The sequence below is a fragment of the Streptosporangium fragile genome (assembly GCF_039534445.1).
Taxonomy (GTDB): domain Bacteria; phylum Actinomycetota; class Actinomycetes; order Streptosporangiales; family Streptosporangiaceae; genus Streptosporangium; species Streptosporangium fragile.
The window spans coordinates 147,501-165,302 of the sequence record NZ_BAAAVI010000002.1 but is presented as its reverse complement, the minus strand read 5'-3'; the positions used below and the strand labels follow the sequence as shown (position 1 = coordinate 165,302).

The following is a 17,802-nucleotide window of genomic DNA, read 5'->3' as shown; positions in this document are numbered from 1 at the left end:
AAACCCCTCCCGCCCCCGGTGGCGCCCCGGACGCCTCGCCCGCCGCAGGCGGCTCGACGCCGGAAACCCCTCCCGCCCCCGGCCACGACGGACCGGCGCCCGGTGCCGGCGGACCGGAACGTCCCCCCGTCCCCGACGGCACCGGGTCCGGGCCCCGGTCCGCCCGCCGCGGACCGGGGGTGGTGATCCTGCGACTCGTGGCCTGGCGGCTGGCGTTCGCCGCGCCGCTGCTGGTCGCGGTGACCGCGGGCATGTTCGCCCTGGCCAAGGCCTCCCCGTTCGACCCGGTCCGCCAGTACCTCGGAGACCGGGCGATGGTCACCGACCCCGAGGTGGTCGAACGGATCCGGGCCAACTGGGGCCTGGACCGGCCGGTCCTGGAGCAGTACGCCGCCTGGGCCGGCAACCTGCTCCGCGGCGACCTGGGTGACTCGCGCTCGCTGCACCTGCCGGTGGCGCAGGTGATCGCCGAACGTCTGCCGTGGACGCTGCTCGCCACCTCGGCGGCGATCGCGCTCATGCTGGCCGGAAGTCTGGTGGCGGGCACCCTCGCGGCGTGGCGGCAGGGATCGTGGCTGGACCGGGTGATCACCGGTGGCGCGTTCGCCAACGAGGCGGCCCCGGTGTTCTGGTCCGGGCTGCTGGCCATCTGGATCTTCTCGGTGCAGCTGGGCTGGCTGCCCGCGGGCGGTCTGACCGGCGCCCGCTCCTCGACCGTGGAGGCGGCGGACGTGGCCGTGCACATGATCCTTCCGGTGACGGTCCTGGCGATCTCCCAGTCGTCGTGGCTCGTCCTGTACGTCCGCGAGTCGGTCATCGGCACCCTGCGTGAGGACTTCGTGATCGGCGCCCGCGCCCGCGGCCTGCGCGAGCGGACGGTGATCGTCCGGCACGCGCTCCGCTCGGCGCTGCTGCCCTTCCTGACCCTCCTCGGCGCGCGGATCCCCGAGCTGGTCACCGGGGCGATCCTGGTGGAGACCGTCTTCTCCTGGCCGGGGGTCGCCTCGGCCTCGGTGCAGGCGGCCCTGGCCGTGGACTTCCCGCTGCTGGCCGCGCTCACCCTGCTGGGCACCCTCGCGGTGGTCTGCGGGAACCTGCTGGCCGACGTGGCCTACACGATCGCCGATCCGCGCGTGCGGACCCTGGGGGTGGGCTGACGTGCCTCGTCCGTGGACCGGCGTACCCCGCCCGTGGGCCGGCGTGCCGCGTCAGGTACGCCTGGCCGCTCTCACCCTGGCGGTCCTGGCCCTGGCCGTGCTGCTGGTGCCGCCGCTCGTCCGGCTCGACCAGCAGCTGGTGGACCTGCGCGCCGCGGGCCTGCCCCCGTCCCTCGCGCACCCGTTCGGCACCGACCAGGTCGGCCGCGACGTGCTGCTGCGCTCGATCTACGGCCTGCGCGTGTCGTTCCTGGTGGGCCTGGTCGCCGCGCTGGTCAGCATGGTGATCGGCGGGCTGGTGGGCCTGGCGGCGGGCAGCCTCGGCGGCACGCCCGACCGCCTGCTCATGCGGCTCGTCGACGGCTTCACCTCGGTGCCGCACCTGCTGTTCGGCATCTTCATCGTGGCGCTGTTCGCCCCGAGCCCGGCCGCGGTGGTCGTCTCGGTGGGCGTCACGCACTGGACGACGGCGGCCCGGATCGTCCGCGCGGAGGTGCTGTCGCTGCGGTCGCGGCCGTTCGTGGAGGCCGCGATCTCCGGGGGCGCGAGCCGCTCACGGGTGATCCGCCGCCACCTGCTGCCGCACCTGCTCCCGCACCTGCTGCTGGCCACGGTGCTGATGGTGCCGCACGCGATCTGGCACGAGACCGCGCTGAGCTTCCTGGGCCTGGGACTCCCCGCCCATCTGGCCTCGCTCGGCAACATGATCAATGATGGGCGGCACTCGCTGCTGACCGGCGACTGGTGGTCGAGCCTGGTTCCCGGCCTGTTCATCCTGGTCCCGACGCTGGCCGTGGCGGTGCTCGCGCAGCACTGGCGCGACCGGCTCAACCCCCGCCGGCGATCGGAGCTGTCCCTGTGAACGCGCTCGTCGTGGAGGATCTGACGGTCTCCTTCCGGATCCCGGGGGCGACCGTGCGGGCCGTGTCCGGCGCCTGCTTCGAGGTACGACCGGGCCGGTGCCTGGCGCTGGTCGGCGAGTCCGGCTGCGGCAAGTCGGTGCTGGCGCACGCGCTGCTCGGCCTGCTGCCCGGCAACGCGACGGTCTCCGGGAAGGCCTGGCTGGAGCAGGGCGGCGAGCGGACGGAGCTGCTCGGCGCCCCGCAGGCCGTGCTGGCGCGGCGGGTGCGCGGACGCTCGGTCGGGTTGATCCCGCAGAGCCCCGCCACCCACCTGACCCCGGTGCGGACCGCGCGGGCGCAACTGCAGGAGGCGCTGCGGGAGCTGGGCACGCCCGCCGCGCGGGCCGGGGAGAGGGCCGACGCCCTCGCCGAGCGGTACGGGCTGCGCCCGGCCGACCTCGACCGCTACCCGCACGAGCTGTCCGGGGGCATGGCCCAGCGGGTGGCCAACGCGATGGCGCTGGCCGGGGACCCGTGGCTGCTCCTGGCCGACGAGCCGACGAGCGGGCTGGACCGGCCGCTGGTGGACCGCGCGATGGCCTCGCTGCGGGAACTGTGCGACGAGGGCAGGGCCGTGCTGCTCATCACCCACGACCTGGGGGCGGCCGAGCAGGTGGCCGACGACCTCGCGGTGATGTACGCCGGCCGCCTGGTCGAGACCGGCCCCGCCGGGCGGGTTCTGGGACACCCGCGCCACCCGTACACCGCCGGGCTCCTCGACGCCCGGCCCGACCGGGCGTTCGTCCCCGTCCCGGGGATGCCACCCGAGCTGACCCGGCTGCCGGACGGCTGCGCCTTCGCCCCGCGCTGCCCGTCGGCGAGCCCCGCCTGCGGGACCCCGCCGCCGACGGTCGACGGCGTGGCCTGCCACCACCCCCGGGAGGACGGCCGTGCTTGAGGCCAGGGACGTCACCGTCAGGTACGGCAGGCGGGCGGTGCTGGACGGTGTCGGCTTCGCCGTGCGGCCCGGCCGGGTGACGGGCCTGGGCGGCCCCAGCGGCTGCGGCAAGTCGACACTGGCGCGGGTGCTGGCGCTGATGCTCCGGCCCGCCTCCGGGACGGTGACGGTGGACGGCCGGCCCGTGCGGGGCTGGCGGCAGCGCGCGAGCCGCGAGCTGCGCACCTCGGTGGCGCTGGTCTACCAGCAGCCGCGGCTGGCCGTCGATCCCCGGCTGACGCTCGCCGAGATCATCGCCGAGCCGCGGGCCGCGGTGGGCAGGCCCGCCCCGGAGCGGACGGGCGCGCTGGCCGCCGAGGTCGGGCTGACCGCCGACCTGCTGACCCGGCGCCCGCACGAGGTCTCCGACGGCCAGCTCCAGCGGGCCTGCCTGGCCAGGGCGCTGTCGCTGGAGCCGCGTTACCTGATCTGCGATGAGATGACCACGATGCTGGACGCCTCCACCCAGGCCCACCTGGTCGCGGTCGTCACCGCCTACCGGGACAGGACGGGCGCCGGGGTGCTGGCCATCAGCCACGACGACGTTCTCCTGAACCGCTGGGCCGACTCCGTCACTAAATTTGACCAATTCAGCCGATGATTGTGTCAATTTCAATACCTAGGCAAACAAATAACCTCTGATTAGTCTCCCTGTCATGATCGTCCACCCTCACCGGGTGGCCGATCGCGCGTCACCCGACGGGGAGGGTCGAGGCCTCATCAGGCATGCCCTGCCCCTGGCATGCGGGTGCCCCGCCCTCCCTGCCTCGTGAGCGGTTCATGCATCCCCACAGGGAGGTCTCGTTGGCCAGGAAGCCCTACTTACCGAGGATCAGGCGCGTGGCGGTGCTCGCCGCCGGCGTCGGGCTCGTCGCGGCGATGGCGCCGCCGGCGAGCGCGGATCCCACCCCCACCCCCACGCCGTCCACCAAGTGGACGGCCACCCCCCTGACCGGGGGGGAGCCGGTCCAGGGCGCGAAATCGCCCACCGGCAAGCTCGCCCGGAGTGACGAGGGGCTGCTGAAGTCGACCTCGGGCGCCACGGTCAACGTGATGGTCAAGCTCGACTACGACTCTTTCGCCGCCTACCAGGGCGGGCTCGACGGGCTTCCCGCGACGAGCCCGGCCAAGACCGGCAAGCCTCTCGATATCAAGAGCAGCGACGCGAAGAAGTACCAGAAGCACATCGAGGAGGTCGAGAACGGCTTCCTCACCGCGCTGGCGAAGGCCGTGCCGGGCGCCAAGGCCGGCCAGCGGCTGCGGACCGTCTACGGCGGCATCGCGCTGCGCATCCCCGCCAACCAGGCCGCCACGCTGCTGAAGCTGCCCGGCGTGGCCGCGGTCCAGGAGGACAAGCCCGAGCAGCTGCTCACGAACTCCAGCCCCGCCTTCATCGGGGCCCCGACGATCTACGGCAAGCTGGGCGGCAGTTCCTCCTCCGGCAAGGGCGTCGTCGTCGGCATCCTGGACTCCGGCGCCTGGCCGGAGCATCCCCAGTTCACCGACCCCGGCACGCTGCCCCCGGTGCCGCCGACCAAGGACGGCACGCCGCGCGTCTGCAACTTCGGGGACAACCCGCAGACCCCGGCGGCCGACCCCTTCGCCTGCAACCGCAAGCTGATCGGCGGCGCGCCGTTCCTGGAGACCTACAACTCGATCTACCCCGGTGAGGTCTACCCGGACAGCGCCCGCGACTCCAACGGGCACGGCACCCACACCGCGACCACCTCGGCGGGCGGCCCGGTGGCCGACGCCAACCCGCTGGGCATCAGCCGCGGACCGATCCACGGCATCGCCCCGGCGGCGCACGTCTCGGTCTACAAGGTCTGCGGGGAGCAGGGCTGCTTCCCCTCCGACTCGGCGCAGGCCGTGGGCCGGGCGATCCTCGACGGCGTCAAGGTGATCAACTTCTCGATCTCGGGCGGCACCTCCCCGTACAGCGACCCGGTGGAGCTGGCCTTCCTCGACGCCTACGCGGCGGGCGTCCTCGTCGCGGCCTCGGCGGGCAACGCCGGCCCGGGTGCGGCGACCGTCAACCACGTCAGCCCGTGGGTGACCACCGTGGCGGCCTCCACGCAGACCAGGACCTACCAGTCGACGATCACGCTGACCGGCTCCGGTGGCGCGAAGGCCACGGTCAAGGGCGCCTCCATCACGCCGGGCGTCACCTCGCCGCTGCCGGTGGTGCTCGCCTCGGCGCCGCCGTACTCGAACGCGCTGTGCACCGCGCCCGCGCCGGCGGGCCTGTTCACCGGGAAGATCGTCGCCTGTGAACGCGGCCCCAACCGGGTGCTCAAGAGTCACAACGTCCTGCAGGGCGGCGCGGCCGGAATGATCCTGTACAACACCACGCCGCAGGACGTGATGACCGACAACCACTGGGTCCCCTCGGTCCACGTCGACAAGCCCGAGACCGACACGCTGCTCTCCTTCCTGTCGGCCAACCCCGGCGCGACGGCCTCGTTCACCCAGGGCGCGGAGGCCACCTGGCAGGGCGACTCGATCACCACCTTCTCCTCGCGGGGACCCGGCGGCGACTTCCTCAAGCCCGACGTCACCGCGCCCGGCCTGCACATCGTGGCGGGTCAGACGCCGACGCTGGAGGGCCCGGCCGGTGGGCCGCAGAACAATCTGTACCAGGTGATCTCCGGCACCTCGATGTCGTCGCCGCACGTCGCGGGGGCCGCCGCCCTGCTGTTCGCGCTGCGTCCGGACTGGACGCCCGGCCAGGTGAAGTCCGCGCTGGAGACGACGGCCAAGACGTCGGTCACCAAGCAGGACCGCGTCACCCCGGCCGACCCGTTCGACACCGGCGGCGGCCGCATCGACCTGACGAAGGCCGGCGACCCCGGCCTGACCCTGGACGAGACGGGGGCGAACTTCCTCGCCTCGGCCGGCGACCCGCTGAACCGCATCGACCTGAACCTGCCGTCGGTGAACGCCCCGACCATGCCGGGCCTCATCACCGCCAAGCGGACGGTCACCAACGTCACCGGCAAGTCGCTCACCTTCGCCGCGAGCGGCACGACCGTGAACGGCGCGAACATCTCGGTGCTGCCGCCCCTGTTCACCGTCAAGCCGGGCAAGAGCACCAAGATCACCGTGGTGATCACCGCACCGGACCTGCCCGAGGGGCAGTACTTCGGCCAGGTGAACCTCAAGCAGGTGGGCGGCTCCCGCCACCTGCACCTGCCGGTGGCGTTCTTCCGCAAGGAGGGCGCGGTCCCGGTGGAGCAGACCTGCACACCGGACACCATCGCCCGGGACACCGGCGAGTCCACCTGCACCGTCAGCGTGCAGAACAACACCCTTGAAGACGCCGAGGTGACCGCGGTCAGCACGCTGGACGCCAGGCTGCGCCTGAACTCGGTGACCGGCGCCACCAAGGTCGGCTCCCAGATCGCGACGGTGAAGACCACCCTCGCGGCCAGGCAGCCGGACAAGCCGGGCATCGCCCCGGGCACCGGCCCCGCCCCGTACCTGCCGCTCGACTCCTTCGGCATCGCGCCGACGCCGATCGGTGACGAGCAGGCGCTGAACTTCACCGTTCCGGCGTTCCAGTACGCGGGCCGGACCTACACCCGGATCGGCGTCGTCTCCAACGGCTACACGGTCGCGGGCGGCACCTCGGGCTCGGCCGACATCCAGGTCACCCCCCAGTCGCTGCCGGACCCGGCGGCGCCGAACAACGTGCTCGCCCCCTACTGGACCGACCTGGACGGCACCGGAGCGCCGGGCGTCTTCGTCGGGACGCTGACCGACGGCGTCAACGACTGGCTCGTCGTCGAGTGGCGGCTGAACATCTACGGCACCACCGACACCAAGGTGTTCCAGCAGTGGATCGGGCTGAACGGGACGGAGGACATCACCTACACCTACGACCCGGCCAACCTGCCCGGCACGACGCCGGAGGGCTACGGCCTGACCGTCGGCGCGGAGAACGCGGAGGGCACGGCCGGCGGCCAGATCGACGGCCCGCCGACCCAGGACCTCCGGGTGTCCAGCACGCCGGGCGCCCCGGGCGGCAGCCTGACCTACACGCTGAAGGTCAAGGGCGTCACCCCGGGAACCGGGACGATCACGACCGGCACGTCCACGCCGCAGGTCAAGGGCGTGACGATCGAGGTCGACAAGATAACCGTGCAGTAGGCGGACCGCTCCGGGCGGGCGCGGCGCGCGGCGCCGGGCCCGCCCGGACGGGCGCGACCCGGTCCCCGGCTGCGGTCCGGGGTCCGGGCGGCTCCCGCGACGGCCGGAACGATCCGGACGGCTCCCGCGGCGGCAGCCGGGCGGGCGCCGGCCCCGCCGCGGCGGGCCCCGGGTGAGCGCCGCCCCCGGCGAGGCGGACGCCGGCGGTGTCAGCGGTGGATGTAGTCGACCAGGTAGGCCCTCTCGGTCTCCAGCGTCTCGATGGCGCTCTTGACCACGTCGCCGATGCTCACGATTCCGGCCAGCCGCCCCTCCACCACGACCGGCACGTGCCGGATCCGGTGCGTGGTCATGGTGTGCCGCAGGTCGTCGACCTTGGCGTCGGGAGGGCAGGTGCGCACCTCGGCCGTCATGATGGACGACACCGGGGCGTCCAGCACGCCCGGACCGCGGTCGTGGAGCCGGCGCACGACGTCGCGCTCCGAGACGATACCCGCGATCGACGAGCCGTCCTCGGACACCACCACGGCGCCGATGTTGTTCTCGGCCAGCACGGCCAGGAGTTCGGTGACCGTCGCATCAGGGCGCACGGTCGTCACGTCGGTTCCCTTGCCTCGCAGAATCGTACCGATCAGCATCGACACCACCTCGGCTCAAACCTGGCGCAGGTATCCATATCCCTTGCCCCGTCGGGCGTTTCGCTAAGCGTCCGCGGGAGCAACTCGTGCGGTCGTCACGTCGCGGGGAGCAACCGCACCGCGTCGAGGGCCAGGGTGAGCTCCACGATGTCCAGCGGGCGCGAGAGCGAGCGGCCGGTGAGCTGCTCGATGCGGCGGATGCGGTTGAAGACCGTGTTGCGGTGGCAGTACAGCTGTCCGGCGGCGCGGACAGCCGAGCCCTCGCACCGCAGCCACGCCTCCAGGGTGCCCAGCAGCACCTCCCGGTCGGCCTGGTCGAGGGCGAGGATGGGCCGGAGCACAGCCCCGCTGAGGTGGCCGGCCAGCTCGGGCTGGCTGACGACCAGTGCCGCCGGCAACCGGTCCTCCAGCCTGGCGATCTCCGGCCCCTCCCCCGCGCAGGTCCGCAGGGCGACCTCGGCGAGCCGCCGGGCGCGGCCCAGCTCGGCCAGGCCCTCGACCACGGGGCTGATCCCCGCGTACCCGGCGACATACGGACGGAGCTCGCGGGTGAGGTCGTCGATCCCCGCGTCGTGCAACAGGACGACCGACACCTCGTCGTCGGGGCGCATCCGCCACAGCAGCCGCATCGCGCCCAGGGCGGTCGGCCGCACGGCCTCGTCCCCGTGGTCGGGGCGGCCGGGCAGCCGGGTGATGACCACCGCGTACCGGCCGCGTTCGGGCAGGTCCAGCGCGGCGGCGGCGTTGCGGACCAGGGCGGCGTCGGCCCGGTCCCGCAGGAGCGCGTCGAGCAGAGACTGCACCCGCTCGGCTGTGCGCCCGAACATCTCCGCCTCCCGTCTGCGATAGGCGTCGGCGGCGGCGATGGCCTGCCGGTCGATGGCGTGCCACACCTTGGTGGCGCTGCGGATCAGCACCGGAAGGCTCTCCATCTCCTCCTCGGTGATCACATCGATGAGGGCGTCCCACATCACCTGCGCGGAGAGGCGGTAGCTGCGCAGCAGCGAGTCCATGGGCAGGCCCTGCTCGGCCCTGCGCCGCGCCGTCGTCTCCGCCTGCGGCACGTCGCGCCGCTCGGGCCGGGGCAGCAGGATCGCGCCGATGCCGTGGCGCATGGCCTCGTGGATGCTCTGCCAGTGGTCGTCGGTGGGCACCATCCGGCGGTACGCCTCATCGGTGTCGCGGATCTTCGCGGTGAGCTCGTCGGCCAGCTCGGGAAGCCGCTGCATCAGCCGCTGGGCGGCCAGGCGCATGATTCTGCGTACTTCGTCGTCGGTGACGTCGCGAGTCCCCATCTGGCGATGGTGCCAGCGTCACCCCTGGCGGAACAAGGTTCTGTTCTGTTTCGTGATCCTCGGCTGTGCCCGTGCACAACCGGTGCCCGTCCGGCGTGGGCGCCCGCCCCGACTTCACCCCGCCCTCTGGACGCCGGTGAACCGCCTGTGTTGGGTGCGGTTCATCGGCTGTCAGGAGGCATGTACATGGACGCGCACGACCCTCGCCCGCCCGATGACTTCGGGCTGTCCGTCAAGGATCTGGCGGTGGGCTACGGCCCGGTCGCCGCCCTGCGGGGGATCTCGCTGCGCGTTCCGCGCGGCTCGATCGTCACGGTGCTCGGCGGCAACGGCGCGGGGAAGTCCACCTTGCTGCGCGCGATCTCGGGCACCCTCGGATTCCACCGGGGCGGGGTCACCGCGGGCGAGATCCGCTTCGACGGGGCGAGGCTGTCCGGTACGGCCGCCTCGGCCGTCGTGGCCGCCGGTGTCGTCCAGGTCCCCGAGGGGCGCCGGGTGTTCGCGCGGATGACCGTGGAGGAGAACCTGCGGGCCGGCGCGCTCGGCGCGCGTGACCGGCGGGCGGCGGCCGAGGCCAGGGAGCGCGTGCTGACGCTCTTCCCGGTCCTGGCCGAGCGCGCCCGGCAGCGCGCGGGGCTGCTATCCGGGGGTGAGCAGCAGATGCTCGCCATCGGCCGCGCGCTGATGGCCCGGCCGAGGATGCTCCTGCTGGACGAGCCCACCCTGGGCCTGGCCCCGATGATGGCGGCCAGGATCGCCGACACCGTCCGCGAGATCAACGAGCAGGGGACGACGGTGCTCCTGGTGGAGCAGAACGCCGCGGCGGCGCTGTCCCTGGCCTCCTCCGCGTACGTGCTGGAGGTGGGCGAGGTGGTGCTCTCCGGCCCGGCCGCCGAACTCGCCCGGAGCGACGAGGTACGCCGCCGCTACCTGGGCGTCGAGGACGGCGAGCCGGCCGGGCCGGCCCCCGGGAACGACCGCCGGGCCGTCCCCGCTTCCCCGCGCCCGAACCTGGCGAGGTGGTCGGCGTGACCGGCCCCGGCCCGACGCTCCGCACACGCCCCCGGTGTCTTCCCCGGACCGGTCCGCTCCGGGCGGCACGTACCGGCACGAACCCCGGGAGGCCGGCGTGACCACGACATACCAACCGGGCGGTATGGACATGTCCGTTCCACGACTGGAGGTCCTGGACGTCACCGTCCGTTTCGCCGGTCTCACCGCGCTGGACACGGTGGGCTTCACCGTCGAACCGGGCAGCCTGCACGCGGTGATCGGGCCCAACGGGGCCGGCAAGTCGACCTGCTTCAACGTCCTGTCCGGGGTCTACCGCGCCTCCTCGGGCAGCGTGCGGTTCGGCGAGGCCGAGCTGACCGCCCTGGCCCCGCACCGCATCGCCGCCCTGGGCGTGGCGCGCACCTTCCAGAACATCGCCCTCTCGCCCCACCTGTCGGTGCGCGACAACCTGATGCTCGGCCGGCACCGGCTGACCCGGGCGGGGTTCCTGGCGGCCGGGCTGCGGCTGCCGTCCGCCCGGCGCGAGGCCGCCGAGCACGGCGGGCGGGTGGCCGAGATCGCGGCGTTCGTCGGGCTCGCCGACCGCCTGGCCACCCCCGTCGGGCTGCTCCCGTACGGCGTGCAGAAGCGCGTGGAACTCGCGCGGGCGCTGTGCATGGAGCCGCGGCTGCTGCTGCTCGACGAGCCGGTGGCCGGCATGAACGGCGGCGAGCGCCGCGACATGGCCGAGCTGATCGTCGCGATACGGGAGAGCCTCGGCATCTCGATCCTGCTGGTCGAGCACGACATGGGGATGGTCATGCGCCTGGCCGACACCGTGACGGTCCTGGACTTCGGCCGGCGCATCGCCGACGGCCCGCCCGACCGGGTGCAGCGCGACCCGGAGGTCATCCGCGCCTACCTGGGCGCCGCGGCCGAGAACACGGACACGCACGCGGACGAGACCCCGGGCCGGACCCCGGCCGGGAGCCCGGACACGGGCGGGACCCCGGGCGCGGGCGAGCCCCGGAAGGACGTTTCATGATCACTTTTCTTGAGCTCCTGGCCAACGGGATCTCCGTCGGAGCCGTCTACGCGCTGATCGCGCTCGGCTTCGTCATCATCTTCAAGGCCACCGAGGTGGTGAACTTCGCCCACGCCTCGCTGCTGCTGGTCGGCGGCTACGTGGTGGCCAGGCTGCACCCGTCCGTCGGCTTCTGGGCGGCCCTGGTCCTGGGCGTCGCGGCGGCGGCCGTCGTGGGCGCGCTGGTCGAGTTCCTGATCATCCGGCGGGCGAACGTCTCCTCGCACGGCGTCCTCGCGATCGTGACGATCGGCGTCGACATCGTGCTGACGACCGAACTCACCCGCCAGATCGGCACCGAGGTGCTCGCCCTGGGCGACCCGTGGCACGACCGGGTGCTGCACCTGGGGCCCGTCAGCATCGCCGAGACCCGCGTCGTCGCGCTGGCGGTGGCGGCGGCCCTCATCACCGTGTTCCTGCTCGCGTTCAAGTACACCGGCTGGGGCGTCGCCATGCGCGCCACCGCGGAGGACCCCGAGACCGCCGCCCTGATGGGCGTGCGGCGCGGACGGGTCTCGATGGGGGCCTGGGCGGTGGCCGGGGCGCTCGCCGCCGTGGCGGCACTGTTCCTGTGCGTGTTCCCCACCCCGGGCCTGGACCGCAGCACGACCCTCGCCGCGATGAAGGCCTTCCCCGCGGCGATCCTCGGCGGCCTCGACTCCACCACGGGGGCGCTGGCCGGCGGTCTGATCATCGGGATCACCGAGGCCATGATGAGCGGCTACCAGAACGACCTGGCCTTCCTCGGCCGGGGCATCGGCGACGTCGCGCCGTTCCTCGTGATGATCGTGGTCCTGCTCATCCGCCCTGCCGGGCTGTTCGGGACGAGGGAGCTGGCACGTGTCTAGGAAGGTCGTCCTCTGGGGCGTCGCGCTGCTCGCGGCGGTCGCCGTACCGTTCTACCTCGAAGGCTTCTGGCTGCAGGCCGGGCTGTTCGCGATGTCGGCGGCGATCGGGGCGATCGGCATCAACCTGCTGACCGGGGCGACCGGCCAGCTGTCCATGGGGCACGCGTTCTTCCTGGCCGTCGGCGCCTACTCCTACGTCTACTTCGCCGCCGAGCCCGAGGAGGGCGCGCACGGCCTGGGCGGGCTGGGCCTGCCCACTCCCCTGGCGGCGCTGCTCGCGGTGCTCGCCGCGGGCGTGGCGGGCGGGCTCTTCAGCCCCATCGCCGGGCGTCTGAAAGGCGCCTACCTCGGCATCGCCACCCTCGCGCTGATCTTCGTCGGCCAGCACGTGCTGTTCAACGCCGAGCCGGTGACCGGCGGCTACAACGGACGGCCGGTGCCGCCGATGGAGCTGTTCGGGTTCACCTTCGCCGACTCCCCGGAACTGGTGGTGGCCCAGGTCCCGTTCGGGGCGCTGGAGCGGCTGTGGTTCCTCGGGATCGCGCTGCTGGCGGGCGCGGCGCTGTTCGCCCGGGGAGTGCTGCGGGGCCGCCCCGGGCGGGCCATGAACACCATCCGCGACCACGAGATCGCCGCCGGGGTGATGGGCGTGCCCGTGGCCCGCTATCGGGCCGGGGTGTTCGTGCTGTCGTCCATGTACGGCGGGCTGGCCGGGGTCCTGATCGCCCTGGTCTTCCAGCGCACCGTGCCGGACTACTTCGGCCTGCTGCTCTCTCTCGACTACCTGGCGATGATCGTCATCGGCGGGCTCGGCTCGGTCGCGGGCGCGGTGACCGGGGCGGTCTTCATCTCCATGCTGCCCCAGTTGCTCAGCCGCTACAGCGACGCCCTGCCGCTGGTGGCCGAGCCCGGCTCCGGCGGCGTGACACCCGCCGAGGCCGCCCGCATCCTGTACGGCGCCGCCGTCGTCGTCATCGTCCTCTTCCTGCCCGGCGGGCTGGTCGGCCTCGCCGCCCGGCTGCGCCTGGCCACGACCCGCCGCCTCGTCCCCGCCTCGGCGAGACGCAAAACCTCGCTGTCCCCCTCCCCCGCCCCCGACACAAGGAACTGATGAGATGGCAATCCCAGGAACCCCGGCCCGCCGAATCGCCGCGCTCGCCGTGCTCGCCCTGGCCGTCACCGCGTGCGCCAGTCAGAAGGCCACCGGGGGCGCGGCCGGACCCTCCGCCGTCGGGGGGGACGGGGTGAAGACCGGTCCCGGCGTGACCGCCGACAAGATCTCGATCGGTCTCATGACCGACCTCACCGGCCCGTACGCCTCCTTCGGCAAGAGCCTGACCCAGGCGCAGCAGCTCTACTTCGAGCAGACCAACGCGGCCGGAGGCGTGTGCGGGCGGCAGCTGGAGGCCGTGGTGCGCGACCACGGCTACGACGCGCAGAAGGCCGTGGCCACCTACACCGAGATCGGCCCGAAGGTGGTGGCGCTGGCCCACGTGGTGGGCTCCCCCATGGTCAACGCGATCAAGCAGCGCATCGAGACCGACCAGATGCTCACCATCCCGCAGGCCTGGGCGACCGGGCTGCTCGGCAGCAGGCCCATCCAGGTCACCGCGACGACCTACGACATCGACATGATCAACGGGGTCGACTTCCTGGCCAAGGAGAAGGGGATCAAGGCCGGGGACAAGATCGGGCACCTCTACTTCGAGGGCGACTACGGCGAGAGCGCGCTGAACGGCTCCAAGTACGCCGCGGAGAAGCTCGGCCTGAAGCTCGTGGAACAGAAGATCAAGGCCACCGACCAGGACATGAGCGCCCAGGTCGCCGCCTTCAAGGCCGAGGGCGTCAAGGCCGTGCTGGTCTCGGTCGGCCCCAGGCAGACCGCCTCGCTCGTCGGCGTCTCACTCGCCAAGGGCATGGACGTGCCGTTCGTCGGCAGCAACTCGGCCTACTCCCCGCAGCTGCTGCCCACCCCGGCCGGGCCCGCGCTGCTGAAGGACTTCTACTACATGACCGGCGGCGCCCCGATCGGCTCCGACCGGCCCGCGCTGAAGAAGCTGGCCGCCGACTACGCGGCGAAGTACCCGGACACGCCCATCGACAGCGGCGTCGCCGCCGGCTACTCGTCGGCGGCGATCGTCGTCGACGCGCTCAAGAAGGCCTGCGAGAACAAGGACCTGACCCGGGCCGGCGTGGTCGACGCGCACCGCAGCCAGTCCGCCTGGGGTGAGCAGTTCGGCACGACGATGGACTTCACCCGGTTCGACAAGCCCGCCTCGCTGCGGTCGTACGTCGCCAAGCCCGACAAGGCCGCGCTGGGCGGCGCAGTGATCTTCAAGGAGGCCGCCGTGTCCGACCTGGCCGAGGAGTACCAGGTCCCGGTGGGCTGATCGCGGATCCGCGGCGCGGCTCGTATCCGGCCGGGTGCGGGCCGCGCCGCCCCCGGGTAGCGTGTGAAATACCACAGTACCTACCGCTCCCGGGACCACGATGACCGAGAAGCTCAACACCGGCAGCCACGACCTGCCGATCTCCGACGCCCTGGCCGCGTTCATGAACACGGGCTGGGCCGACACCCACCGCGACGACCTGGCCCCCCTCCCCCAGGCCGCCTACACCGCCAAGCGCCGCGCCGCGCTCGCCGCCCGTTTCCCCGGCGAGCGGCTCGTCATCCCGTCCGGCACCCTCAAGGTGCGCAGCAACGACGACGACTACCGGTTCCGGGCGCACAGCGCGTTCGCCCACCTCACCGGCGCCCAGGAGCCCGACCAGGTCCTGGTCGTCGAGCCCTCCGGGGAGGCCCGGCTGTTCCTGCGCCCCCGCTCGCCGCGCGGAGCGCAGGGCACGGCGGGGCAGGAGTTCTACCGCGACCGCCGCTACGGCGAGTTCTGGGTGGGCCGCCGTCCCGACCTGACCGAGGCCGAGGCGCTGTACCAGATCGACTGCGCGCCGATCGACCACCTGGACGGGGCGCTCGGCGGGCCCGCGCGGGTCCTGCGCGGGGTGGACGCGTCGGTGGACGCCCGGATCGCCCCGCACGACGGCGACGGGGAGCTGGAGTCGGTCCTCTCCGAGATGCGGCTGGTCAAGGACGAGTGGGAGATCGCCGAACTGCAGTTCGCCGTCGACGCGACCACGCGCGGGTTCGAGGACGTGGTGCGGGCGCTGCCCACCGCCCTGAACCACCGGCGCGGCGAGCGCTACCTGGAGGGGGTCTTCGGCCTGCGCTCCCGGCTGGAGGGCAACGCGGTCGGCTACCAGAGCATCGTGGCCTCCGGCGCCAACGCCTGCGTGCTGCACTGGATCCGCAACGACGGGCGGCTGAACGGGAACGAACTGCTGCTCCTCGACGCGGGCGTGGAGACCGACCACCTCTACACCGCCGACATCACCAGGACCCTCCCGCTGTCCGGACGGTTCGACCCCGTCCAGCGGCAGGTCTACGAGCTGGTCTACGAGGCCCAGGAGGCGGCGATCGCCACCCTGCGGCCGGGGGCGAGCTTCCGCGACTTCCACCGTACGGCCATGCGGGTCATCGCGGAGGGCCTGCACGACTGGGGCGTGCTGAAGATCAGCGCGGACGAGGCGATGGAGCCCGGCAACGACCTGTACCGGCGCTACACCCTGTGCAGCAGCGGCCACATGCTCGGCATGGACGTGCACGACTGCGCCCGGGCCCGCGCGGAGGTCTACCTGGACGGTGTGCTGGAGGAAGGGCAGGTGCTCACCGTCGAACCCGGCCTCTACCTGCAGCCCGACGACCTGACCCTCCCGCCGGAACTGCGTGGCATCGGCGTGCGCATCGAGGACGACCTCGTCATCACGGCCGGCGGCGCCCGCCTGATGTCGTCCGGCCTGCCGCGCCACCCGGACGAGGTGGAGGGGTGGATGGAGGGGTTGGCCAGTTGGGGACAGGGAGGGGGGTGAGTCGGGGAATCGCCCGGCGCTCACCGGGGTGAGGTGAAAGTGTGAGGCCCTGACAAGTTGTGAGCTGGGCCTCATACCTTTTCCTCAAATTCCAGGGAAAGCATCGACTTACCGGAATACCCGTCAGTAGCGTGGCTGGTCCATGGTCGGAGTCGCGAACCCCGGGGTGGTCATGGCGCAACGGACGGCGGTTTGATGGCGGTCGGCGGGCGGAGCGGGATCACCGGTTACGTCGCTCGCAGAACCACCGGCGTGCTCGACCGGGTCGGCGACATGTCGGTGATCGCCCTGGAGGGGTTCCGCCGCAGCTGGGATGTGAAGACCTGGTTCTGGGAGTTCGTCCAGCAGTGCTGGTTCCTCGCCCGGGTCACCAGCGTCCCCGTCCTGCTCGTCTCGCTCCCTCTCGGCGCGACCGTCGCCCTCCAGGTGGGCCAGCTGGCCTGGCAGCTGGGCGCCTCCTCGGCCACCGGCGGCGCCGTGGTCGTCGGCCTGGTCCGGGAGGTCGCCCCGATGGCCTCGGCCCTGCTCATCGCGGGCGCGGGCGGCTCGGCCATGACCTCCGACATCGGCGCCCGCAACATCCGCGACGAACTGGCCGCCATGGAGGTGATGGCGGTCAACCCGATCCACCGCCTGGTGACCCCCCGGCTGTGGGCGGCGAGCACGGTGGCGGTGCTGCTGGTCCCCCTGGTCATCGTGGCCGGGGCCGGCGGCGGTTACTTCTTCAACGTCATCGTCCAGGGCGTCACGCCCGGCGCCTACTTCGACGGCGCGGTCTCCCTGCTGGTCACCAGCGACCTGCTGGTCACCCTGCTCAAAGCGTGGATCTTCGGGTTCATCGCGGCGATCATGTCCTGTTACTTCGGGATGACCTGCCAGACCAGCCCCGTCGGCGTGGGCCGCGCGGTGAACCAGTCGACGGTCGTGACGTTCATGCTGGTGTTCGCGGTCAACTACGTGATCACTATGATCTACTTCCTCGCCTACCCGCCGAGGGCCCTGTGATGGCCGCCATCCCGGGAGCGCGCACCGCCGGGCTCCGCCTCCACGGCCTGCTGCGCGACGGCGCGGACCGGCTGGCCGCCCTGTCGGACTGGCCGGTCTTCCTGTGGAAGGTCGTCTTCTACTCGGTCAGGGACATCGTCCTCCGGCTGAAGTTCACCAAGGTGGTGCTGCGCCAGGTCAGCGACGTGGTGGTGGGCGTCGGCGCGACCATCATCGGCGGCGGCATGATCTTCGTGACGTTCACGATGGCCTTCGCGGTCGGCGCCACCGTCGGTCTCCAGGGCTACCAGGGGCTGCAGGCCATCGGCGCCGAGTCTTTCATCGGGCTGGTGGGCAGTTTCGCCAACGTCCGCGAGATCACCCCGATCATCGCGGCGGTCGCGCTCGCCGCGCAGGTGGGGTCGTCCTTCACGGCCGAGCTCGGCGCGATGCGGATCTCCGAGGAGATCGACGCGCTGGAGGTGATGGCCATCAACGCCTTCACCTACCTGATCTGCACCCGGGTGGTGGCCGCGCTGATCGCGCTGGTCCCGGTCTACCTGGTCGCGCTGTTCGCCAGCTTCTTCGCCACCCGGCTGATGTGCACGTTCCTGTTCGGCATGTCGCCGGGCGTGTACGACTACTACTTCTACCTCGGCCTGCCGGTGATGGACATCGTCTACAGCGTGGCCAAGGTGATCGTCTTCGCGTTCGCGGTGATCAGCATCCACTGCTACCACGGGTTCAACGCCACCGGCGGCCCGGTCGGGGTGGGTGTCGCGGCCGGACGGGCGATCCGGCAGTCGATCGTCACCGTCGTCCTCCTCAACCTGCTGCTGTCCTACCTGTTCTGGGGTGGGGGCGGCACGCTGCGGCTGACGGGGTGAG

At 72.4% G+C, this 17,802-nt stretch carries 15 protein-coding genes; 13 read left to right on the top strand and 2 right to left on the bottom strand.

The genetic code is table 11. The features are described from left to right. Positions 1-179 precede the first annotated feature (179 nt). The 5 genes from ABD841_RS02455 to ABD841_RS02435 all read left to right on the top strand — a co-directional run bounded on the left by ABD841_RS02455 (position 180) and on the right by ABD841_RS02435 (position 7,145). Positions 180-1,157: an ABC transporter permease gene (locus ABD841_RS02455; protein ID WP_344967338.1), complete on the top strand. Its 978-nt coding sequence runs from the start codon at positions 180-182 to the stop codon at positions 1,155-1,157. A gap of 1 nt (position 1,158) precedes the next feature. Next, positions 1,159-2,019 (top strand): ABC transporter permease, encoded by an 861-nt coding sequence (locus ABD841_RS02450; RefSeq protein ID WP_344967336.1) that lies wholly within the window; start codon positions 1,159-1,161, stop codon positions 2,017-2,019. After that, complete coding sequence (locus ABD841_RS02445; protein WP_344967334.1) at positions 2,016-2,957, top strand: ABC transporter ATP-binding protein; 942 nt, start codon at positions 2,016-2,018, stop codon at positions 2,955-2,957. Before ABD841_RS02450 ends, ABD841_RS02445 begins: the two co-directional genes overlap by 4 nt. Beyond that, positions 2,950-3,597: an ABC transporter ATP-binding protein gene (locus ABD841_RS02440; protein ID WP_344967331.1), complete on the top strand. Its 648-nt coding sequence runs from the start codon at positions 2,950-2,952 to the stop codon at positions 3,595-3,597. The genes ABD841_RS02445 and ABD841_RS02440 overlap by 8 nt, the downstream gene beginning before the upstream one ends. Positions 3,598-3,836: 239 nt before the next feature. After that, a complete protein-coding gene (locus tag ABD841_RS02435; RefSeq protein WP_344967329.1) occupies positions 3,837-7,145 on the top strand; it encodes a S8 family serine peptidase in 3,309 nt (1,102 codons plus the stop codon). A 209-nt stretch (positions 7,146-7,354) separates the two neighbouring features. Here ABD841_RS02435 and ABD841_RS02430 read toward each other — a convergent pair whose 3' ends face one another. Further along, positions 7,355-7,783: a CBS domain-containing protein gene (locus tag ABD841_RS02430; RefSeq protein ID WP_344967327.1), complete on the bottom strand. Its 429-nt coding sequence runs from the start codon at positions 7,781-7,783 to the stop codon at positions 7,355-7,357. Positions 7,784-7,878: 95 nt separating this feature from the next. Continuing rightward, positions 7,879-9,078, bottom strand: coding sequence for a PucR family transcriptional regulator (locus tag ABD841_RS02425; RefSeq protein ID WP_344967325.1), 1,200 nt, complete (start codon positions 9,076-9,078; stop codon positions 7,879-7,881). 186 nt (positions 9,079-9,264) lie between these two features. On the opposite strand from ABD841_RS02425, the gene ABD841_RS02420 reads away from it, so the two are divergent. The 8 genes from ABD841_RS02420 (at position 9,265) to ABD841_RS02385 (ending at position 17,801) form a co-directional block, all read left to right on the top strand. After that, entirely contained in the window at positions 9,265-10,110 is an 846-nt protein-coding gene (locus tag ABD841_RS02420; RefSeq protein WP_344967323.1) for an ABC transporter ATP-binding protein, read from the top strand. Between the two features lie 130 nt (positions 10,111-10,240). After that, complete coding sequence (locus ABD841_RS02415) at positions 10,241-11,116, top strand: ABC transporter ATP-binding protein (RefSeq protein WP_344967320.1); 876 nt, start codon at positions 10,241-10,243, stop codon at positions 11,114-11,116. After that, positions 11,113-12,003, top strand: coding sequence for a branched-chain amino acid ABC transporter permease (locus ABD841_RS02410; RefSeq protein ID WP_344967318.1), 891 nt, complete (start codon positions 11,113-11,115; stop codon positions 12,001-12,003). Before ABD841_RS02415 ends, ABD841_RS02410 begins: the two co-directional genes overlap by 4 nt. Continuing rightward, positions 11,996-13,114, top strand: a complete 1,119-nt coding sequence (locus tag ABD841_RS02405) for a branched-chain amino acid ABC transporter permease (RefSeq protein WP_344967316.1) — start codon at positions 11,996-11,998, stop codon at positions 13,112-13,114. Before ABD841_RS02410 ends, ABD841_RS02405 begins: the two co-directional genes overlap by 8 nt. Before the next feature lie 4 nt (positions 13,115-13,118). Further along, the gene (locus ABD841_RS02400) at positions 13,119-14,393 is read left to right on the top strand and encodes an ABC transporter substrate-binding protein (protein WP_344967314.1); all 1,275 of its coding nucleotides are present in this window, start codon (positions 13,119-13,121) and stop codon (positions 14,391-14,393) included. Positions 14,394-14,493: 100 nt separating this feature from the next. Next, positions 14,494-15,930 (top strand): aminopeptidase P family protein, encoded by a 1,437-nt coding sequence (locus tag ABD841_RS02395; protein ID WP_344967312.1) that lies wholly within the window; start codon positions 14,494-14,496, stop codon positions 15,928-15,930. Between the two features lie 195 nt (positions 15,931-16,125). Further along, a complete protein-coding gene (locus tag ABD841_RS02390; RefSeq protein WP_344967311.1) occupies positions 16,126-16,935 on the top strand; it encodes an MlaE family ABC transporter permease in 810 nt (269 codons plus the stop codon). Next, complete coding sequence (locus ABD841_RS02385) at positions 16,935-17,801, top strand: ABC transporter permease (RefSeq protein ID WP_344967309.1); 867 nt, start codon at positions 16,935-16,937, stop codon at positions 17,799-17,801. Before ABD841_RS02390 ends, ABD841_RS02385 begins: the two co-directional genes overlap by 1 nt. Position 17,802: the final 1 nt, after the last annotated feature.